The organism is Veillonella criceti (assembly GCF_900460315.1).
Classification (GTDB): Bacteria; Bacillota; Negativicutes; order Veillonellales; family Veillonellaceae; genus Veillonella_A; species Veillonella_A criceti.
On record NZ_UHIO01000001.1, the window covers coordinates 2,198,217 to 2,205,619 of the forward strand.

The 7,403-nt window shown below is 37.8% G+C and carries 7 protein-coding genes and 3 pseudogenes; 9 read left to right on the top strand and 1 reads right to left on the bottom strand.

Annotated features, from left to right (window positions below; genetic code table 11):
• Positions 1-8: 8 nt before the first annotated feature.
• Complete coding sequence (locus DYE54_RS09860) at positions 9-1,346, bottom strand: recombinase family protein (RefSeq protein WP_115309324.1); 1,338 nt, start codon at positions 1,344-1,346, stop codon at positions 9-11.
• Between the two features lie 298 nt (positions 1,347-1,644).
• Between DYE54_RS09860 and DYE54_RS09865 the strand changes: the two genes are divergently transcribed.
• From DYE54_RS09865 to DYE54_RS09890, 9 genes and pseudogenes are all read left to right on the top strand, one after another.
• A complete protein-coding gene (locus DYE54_RS09865) occupies positions 1,645-2,448 on the top strand; it encodes a Cof-type HAD-IIB family hydrolase (RefSeq protein ID WP_115309325.1) in 804 nt (267 codons plus the stop codon).
• A gap of 79 nt (positions 2,449-2,527) precedes the next feature.
• A pseudogene (rapZ, locus tag DYE54_RS09870) lies at positions 2,528-3,387 on the top strand (RNase adapter RapZ).
• A gap of 79 nt (positions 3,388-3,466) precedes the next feature.
• Positions 3,467-4,815: pseudogene (locus DYE54_RS09875) on the top strand (gluconeogenesis factor YvcK family protein).
• Between the two features lie 52 nt (positions 4,816-4,867).
• A pseudogene (whiA, locus tag DYE54_RS09880) lies at positions 4,868-5,484 on the top strand (DNA-binding protein WhiA).
• Positions 5,474-5,809: a DNA-binding protein WhiA gene (gene whiA, locus DYE54_RS10385; RefSeq protein WP_281267708.1), complete on the top strand. Its 336-nt coding sequence runs from the start codon at positions 5,474-5,476 to the stop codon at positions 5,807-5,809. The pseudogene whiA (DYE54_RS09880) and the gene whiA (DYE54_RS10385) overlap by 11 nt, the downstream one beginning before the upstream one ends.
• 79 nt (positions 5,810-5,888) lie before the next feature.
• Complete coding sequence (locus DYE54_RS09885) at positions 5,889-6,179, top strand: nucleotidyltransferase family protein (RefSeq protein WP_115311043.1); 291 nt, start codon at positions 5,889-5,891, stop codon at positions 6,177-6,179.
• Positions 6,180-6,423: 244 nt separating this feature from the next.
• Positions 6,424-6,552 carry a ribonuclease HepT family protein gene (locus tag DYE54_RS10460; RefSeq protein ID WP_422822102.1) on the top strand — a complete coding sequence of 43 codons (129 nt, stop codon included), beginning with the start codon at positions 6,424-6,426 and terminating at the stop codon, positions 6,550-6,552.
• Positions 6,553-6,676: 124 nt separating this feature from the next.
• A complete protein-coding gene (locus tag DYE54_RS10185; RefSeq protein WP_172460591.1) occupies positions 6,677-6,850 on the top strand; it encodes a hypothetical protein in 174 nt (57 codons plus the stop codon).
• A 367-nt stretch (positions 6,851-7,217) separates the two neighbouring features.
• Positions 7,218-7,403 (top strand): hypothetical protein (locus DYE54_RS09890; RefSeq protein WP_147285272.1); only part of this gene is annotated, 186 nt, incomplete at its 3' end.

Genomic DNA, 7,403 nt, shown 5'->3' on the forward strand with positions numbered 1-7,403 from the left:
TAGGAAAATTATATAGTATGGTGTTTTAACTTGATGTTTTCATGAGTAATCAATAATGTAGTAGGGAGTGTAACTTCTTCTACCCACCAATGCCAATATTGATATTGATTGGCACGAACCCAATTAGGATATTGTTGATGACAGTACCAATAGAAATGCATTGGAAAGTTGGATGGTTTCAATTCTTGCGAATTAGTAGCGATTAGTGTAAGTGGTGTAACTGCTTTTGGTAACAAGGTAGGTAAGAGTGTTAGTAAGTTTTTTTCGATAAGCGATTCCTTATATAGGGTCTTATTAGGGCATGTGAGCGCTTTATGATGGCTTTGTGGACATTGATAGTAAATATAATGAGTGCCTTTATAGTGACGTGTTAGACCAACTAATTTATGATTACAATGAGGGCAGCGTAATAATCCTTTAAATAAATATTTACATGGTATTGTATATTTGGCATATGTATTATTGTTTTCATGTCTATTTTCAGTAGTATTGGTTATATTTGATGGAGGATGCAGTGGTGCTGTGGCACTTGCCATAAGAGGTGAGATTATATTATTAGCACAAGATAAGGGAGATGAGATTGTTTTAGACGACGCGTTTTTTAATAGTTGTTGTACGGTTTCAAATGTTTGTTTATCTATAATGCCGGTTGTATAGTTTTTAATACCGTAAAAGGTGCCGATATATCTTTCATTCCTTAATAATTTAGATATCGCTGGATAGGAACGATGAATATTGTGAATATTGGCTAGATAGTGCATAGTTTTATGAATGGAATGGGTGTTTAGATAGTATTGAAAAATATCTCGAATGATAGGGGCTTGGGCATTTTGAATGATATGCTTATTAGCTATGCTGTAGCCGATAGGCAGTTTACCTGAAATTACTTCGCGTCGTTTAATCTTGTCGGCAAAGACGAAATGAATACGCTCAGAAGTTGTATCTGATTCATTCTGAGCGATAGAGAGTTTGATATTTAGATATAAACGGCCTTGAGCTGTATGGGTATTATATTCCTCTTCCGTAGTTTCCCAAATTACATTATGCTGGTCTAATAGAGCTTGGTAGGTGTAGTAATCGGATACGTTGCGAAACCATCGATCAAGTTTGATGAAAAGGATACAATCAATGTGACCGGCTTTTATATCACGAAGCATACGAGCAAATTCCTTACGACGCCCAGGGCAGCTACGGGCTGTAACACCTTCATCTCGATAGTAATCGACAATTTGGTAATGGTGTTCGTTAGCATATTGACGCAAACGGTTTTCTTGTGCTTGTAAAGAATAGCCTTTCATAGCTTGTTCTTCATGAGATACACGAATATAGAGAGCAACACGTTTCATAAGTATAGTGTAGGTCAATACAAATCAAACATTGATACCGCATCAAGGTGATTGTATTGAACGCCTCCTTTCTTGAATACCGTATGCCACTCGTATTATTTGGGGAAGTTAAATTTAACTTACGTTAATAGCGGTAATTAGTAGTATAGTACTATGTTGATTGTATTCAAGATAGTCGAATAACGTAGTGGAATATGGTATACTTAGTTATAAGCTTTATGTTAAGACATAGTAATAAGAGGTTTATGAATAGCCTTAAAGAATATTGAATTATGAGTAAATGTATATGAGGATTATGATGAGAGATTCTATAAAATTATTGGCCATTGATTTAGACGACACGCTAGTGCGTGATGATAATACTATTTCAGAATATACACGTAAAATATTACAGCAAGCGCAAGATAAAGGCATTCAGATTGTGATTGCTACAGGTCGTATGTATCAGACGGCGCGACCTGTGGGGCTAGCCTTAGGCTTGGGTGATTTGCCAATGATATTGTTTTCTGGTGGGTTAGTACAGCGTATTGAATCGGGTGAAAAACTATGGGAGCAAACCATTCCTGTGCCGATTGCTAAAGAAATATTAGCATTAGCACGTGATAATGATTGGTATGTACAGTCATATGAAACGGATGCGCTATTAGTACATCATGAAACAGAGCAATCTCGTTTTTATGAGAAAACGGTAGGTGCTAAAGCAGTTTATATAGGCGATGATTTATATACTAATGTAACGGGCCCTAATAAATTGTTATTTTTAGAAGAGCCGGCAAAGTTAGAAGTAATTTCTAAGTTATTGCAAGAGAAATATGGAGATGTGCTAGAAATTGTACGCAGTAAGGTGAATTTTTTAGAAATTAACTGTGGTCACTGTACTAAGGGCAGTACGCTAGCTAATATGGTGACAGACTTGGGATTACGGGCTAGCGAGGTGGTAGCCTTTGGGAATTCTCAAAATGATATATCCATGCTTGAATATGCGGGGACTGCTGTGGCGGTAGCGAATGCAGAAGATAATGTGAAAGCAATCGCTCAGATAGTTTGCCCCTCTAATGAAGACGATGGCGTAGCCCATTGGATTGAAGAAAATATATTGTAATGAAAGGAGTTATATTGTGGAAGGGAAGTTTCGTTTGCTCATTGTAACAGGAATGTCAGGCGCTGGTAAAACACAAGTTATGCAGGCCTTAGAAGATATGGGTTTCTTTTGTGTCGATAATTTGCCACCCGTATTAATTCCTAAATTTAGTAATTTATGTCGCCAAGCAGGTGATCGTATCAATCGAGTCGCCTTGGTAGTGGATATTCGTGGTGGACAGTTTTTTGAAAGCTTGTCAGATGCTTTGACGGAACTTAAAGAAATGCAAGTACCATATGAAATTGTGTTTATGGATGCGACTGATGAAACTTTAATTCGACGCTATAAAGAAAGTCGTCGAAGCCATCCGTTAGCACCAGAGGGGCGTATTACGGTGGGGCTTAAAGAGGAGCGGAAGATTTTAAACTCGATACGCCCACGTGTAGATTATATTATTGATACGACTAATATGAAGACGAGTCAGTTAAAAGCGTATTTAAAACAAAAGTTTTCACAGCTAGATGATAAGGAACAAGGGATTGCTGTGTCTGTTGTGAGCTTTGGTTTTAAGTATGGGATTCCATTGGATGCTGATATGGTGTGGGATGTACGATTCTTACCAAATCCATATTATAATCCAGAATTTCGTCATAAAACGGGGCGTGTGCCAGTGGTAAATCAATATATTCACTCTTTTGATATAACAGAACAGTTCCTAAGCACAATGTTTTCTACGATGGACTTTTTATTGCCTAATTATGAAAAAGAAGGAAAGAGTCAATTGTAGTAGCCGTAGGTTGTACCGGGGGCATGCATCGTAGTGTAGCTATGGCAGAAGCCTTATATAATCATGTGCAGGCCTTAGGCTATCGGGCAACTATAGAGCATCGCGATATGTTTAAGAATAATGTAGAAGAAGATTGTAATCCACGGGAAGTAACAGCGGCAGAACTTATATAAATGACCGTAGTAGAATAGAGGAATACGAAGTAATTCCTAATTTATAACAAGCGATTATCCGCCTGGATAGGAGATAGAAATGATACATATGTCTGGCTTCCGATGGTTGACCCCAGGTTTGAAGCTAAAGCGTTGGCTGGTGCTTTTTGGCCTTGGTATGCTCCTCGTTATTGTAGGGGTTGCACTTATGCTCAACTATGAATGGTTGTCCTATTTGAAGATTTATTTTTACAGTTTATTTATGAAACGACGGGTTCTTATAATTACACAACATTAGCTTCGGTAGGTTTCATTACGATTGTCTTAGGTATTGTCCTTATGACAATTGGTACCAGACGGGTCGGGAGTGCGGTTGTGCGTGCAATTATTCCAGCCGATACGGATAAAGTAGGGGATTATATTTTTCAAAATATCCGCATGGCAAAAGGACCTAAAGTTGTCGTAATTGGTGGTGGTACTGGGTTATCCACATTATTGCGTGGCTTAAAAACACATACCTCTAATTTAACTGCTATTGTAACCGTGGCTGATGATGGTGGCTCCTCTGGCCGATTGCGTGAAGACTTTAAGATGATAGCCCCTGGTGATTTGCGTAACTGTTTAGTGGCTTTAGCAGAAAAAGAAAGCCTTATGGAACAGTTATTTCGGTATCGTTTTGGTGGTGGTGGCGATTTAGCGGGTCACAGTTTTGGCAATTTATTCCTAACTGCGCTTACTCAAATTTTAGATGAAGATGTGGATAAGGCGTTAGAAGCATCGAGTAAAATTTTAAAAGTGCGCGGTCGTGTTATTCCCGCATCGATACAAAATATTGCACTTATGGCTGAAATGGAAGATGGTACGATTGTAGCAGGGGAAAGCCAGATTCCTAAGGCGAAGAAGAAAATTAAACGCTTATTTACAGAACCAGCTTCACCACAGCCTCAAGGAGCGGCTTTGCAAGCCATTGATGAAGCAGATGCTATTGTATTAGGGCCAGGTAGCTTATTCACGAGTATTATGCCAAATTTGCTAATAGAGAAGATTGCGGAACATATTAAGGCAGCTAAAGCGCCTAAATTTTATATTTGTAATGTTATGACACAGCCTGGTGAAACCGATGGATTTACAGCCGGCGATCATGTGGCAGCGGTGCAACGCTTAATCGGCCATGGCCTTATTGACACGGTAATTGTTAATGATGTGCCATTTGATGAAGCGGTCATTGAAAAATATAAAGCAGTTGGAGCAGAACCGGTACAAGTAGATACGGATAAATTATCTGAGTTAGGAGTGCGGACGGTGCGTGCTAGTTTGATACAGCACCCTGAAACAGCCGTTCATGACTCTGAACGGCTTGGCAAAGTTGTTATGGATGTGATTTATGCGATGCAGTCTGGTTTAGAGCCGCACATTTTAGAGTATTATTTAAAACGTGAAGATCGATAATGATTTAGATTATTAATGATTTTGGGGATTTGAAGAGAGAAAGGAGGAGCCTATGTCATTCGCAGAGGATGTAAAAAATGAATTGTGTCAGTACAAGAATGAAGATACGCTATCGGCTAAAGTAGAAGCATCTTGTTTATTGCGTATGGGAGGCTCTTTGCTTCTTGGAAGTCAAGGTCGTGTAGGTATTCGTCTTGCCACGGCTAATAACGCGGTGGCAAGACGAGTTTTATCTATTTTACGAGCTCATTATGCGCTACATACGTCAGTATTGATTCGTCGTGGTTTAAATTTGCGTAAGAAAAATGTGTATACATTGACGGTGGAACCAACAGTAGAAGGGCGAGCCGCATTAGAAGATTTAGCTCTATGGCCGATGGATATAGATTTACCGGAAGCTTGGCTTACGACGATGGAGACGCGTCGTGCTTTTTTGCGGGGTGCTTTTTAGGTGGCGGTTCAGTAAATAAACCAGAAAGTGATTATCATCTAGAGTTTATGACAGGAAATGAACATTTTGCCCATGAAATTGTAAAGGTCCTTCGTCTTTTCCATATTATAGCTCGCGTAACAGAGCGCAAAGAAGCGTATGTCGTATATATTAAAGAAGGCGATGCGGTGACTGATTGTCTACAAATTATGGGGCACAGTCAGCCTGATGTCTTTTGAAACCGTTCGTGTAGTTAAGAATGTACGCAATCAGATTAATCGTCAAGTTAATTGTGAAACGGCGAATCTTCAGAAGACAGTAAATGCAGCTGTCCGTCAACTAGAAAGTATTCGCATTATTGAACGGCATCAACCGTTACGAGATTTACCACCCAAATTATTAGAAGTAGCACAACTACGTTTAGATAATCCTGATTCAAGTTTACAAGAATTAATGGAGCTTATGGAGGGGCGTATTTCTAAATCGGGCATAGGGCATCGTTTTAGAAAATTAGAAAAAATGGCACTATCATATGAGCCTATGGGATTAGAGGAGTTTATGTAAAATATATTTAGAATAGTTAATAGTTATATAGTGACTACTAGTGTATAAATTAAATGAGAAGAGGTAAGGAGGCGTTACTATGGTTCAAAATTTAGATGTAATTAAAATTAAGGCATTACCAATTTTGAAAGAAGCTAATGTTTCCTCGGCTTATATATTTGGTTCTCATGCTAGAGGTGAAGCTACAGAGTTCAGTGATATAGACTTATTAATTGATTATGGTGCTAGTACAAAATCAATGTTTGAGCTTTCAGAATTAAAATATAAATTAGCAAAAGCATTAAACAAATCTGTTGATTTAGTTTCTACAATTCATTACGCAATGATTATTTTTCTAAACAAATTAATAAAGACAAAATTTGCATTTTAGGTGAATAATATGAATAAAGATAAAAATAATATTATTCAATCGATATATTATATTGAGAGACTAATATTGTTAACGAATTGATTTAAAACTGAAGACGAGTTTTTATATCAAGATGAATTAATAAAAGATGGCGTAGTGTTAGGGATACAAACTATTTGCGGAGTATGCCAATAAAATAAGTTTAGATGTAAAACATAAGTATCCCCATATCCCGTGGCGTGCTATTGCGGATTAACGTAATATTATTTCTCATGATTATGGACGAGTTGATTATAAGTCAATCTGGAAGACATTTGAAGTGGATATACCAGTTTTGCAAAAGTCATTAGAAAATTTATTGAAGGAAGAATTTGGTGAAGAGTATCTAAAATAAAAGAAGAGCTTAATTAAATAGTTGTAGGCCTTATGAAAATTCTCATTAAGATGTGGATTTATTATGAGGTCTTTTTCTATGTTATACTAAAGAGGTATTATTGTGTTTTAATAGGAGGTTAGATTTGAAATTATTGCGTAATAAATATCGTTGGTTAGCCGTATTAGTAGCTTTGTGGACTCGTGGTGTTAGTTTTGTTATGGGGGCACCACCAGCTACTATAGATGTAACAACAACTAATTTTACTTCGCTACCAGTGGTATTGACGAAGAAAAGATACGCTTATTTTTTCAGATAGTCCAGAATATGTAAATAAAAATGGTGTATTAGCGGCAGGCACTGTAAATGGCACTGGCCGTGTTTATTTTTATCATGTAAATGAAATGCCTGAACCGCAAAAAATAGCGATTATTATGGAAAATACATCCAAGCAAATCGTTGATGTAGTAATTCACCGTGAAGTGGTGACGAAACCAAATCGTGAATATTTTGTGGTTGGTGTGAATTATCTCGAGAAGAGTTAGATACTCCCTATGTCTCCGCTAATCATACGTGGCAGGCAGCTGCACAAACAGAGCGGTCAGCGGTAGCGGCTGGGCTTATTAATGCTGAAACGAACAGTTCTAAATCTCAGCAAGATACTAATACGAAACAGACTAGCAAGGATGAAGGGCAGGGCTTCTGTTGAGGGGGCTATTAAGCGAGATGAGCGTGGTGTAATCATCCCTGCTTGGCTTGATGATACGTATAAGAATAGGCAAAAAGAGACCACTAAGGATAAAGAGGTATCTAAAGAAGAAAAAGTACAGCAAAAAGCTCGTTTAAAAGAGGCTGATAATTGGCGTAAGGAA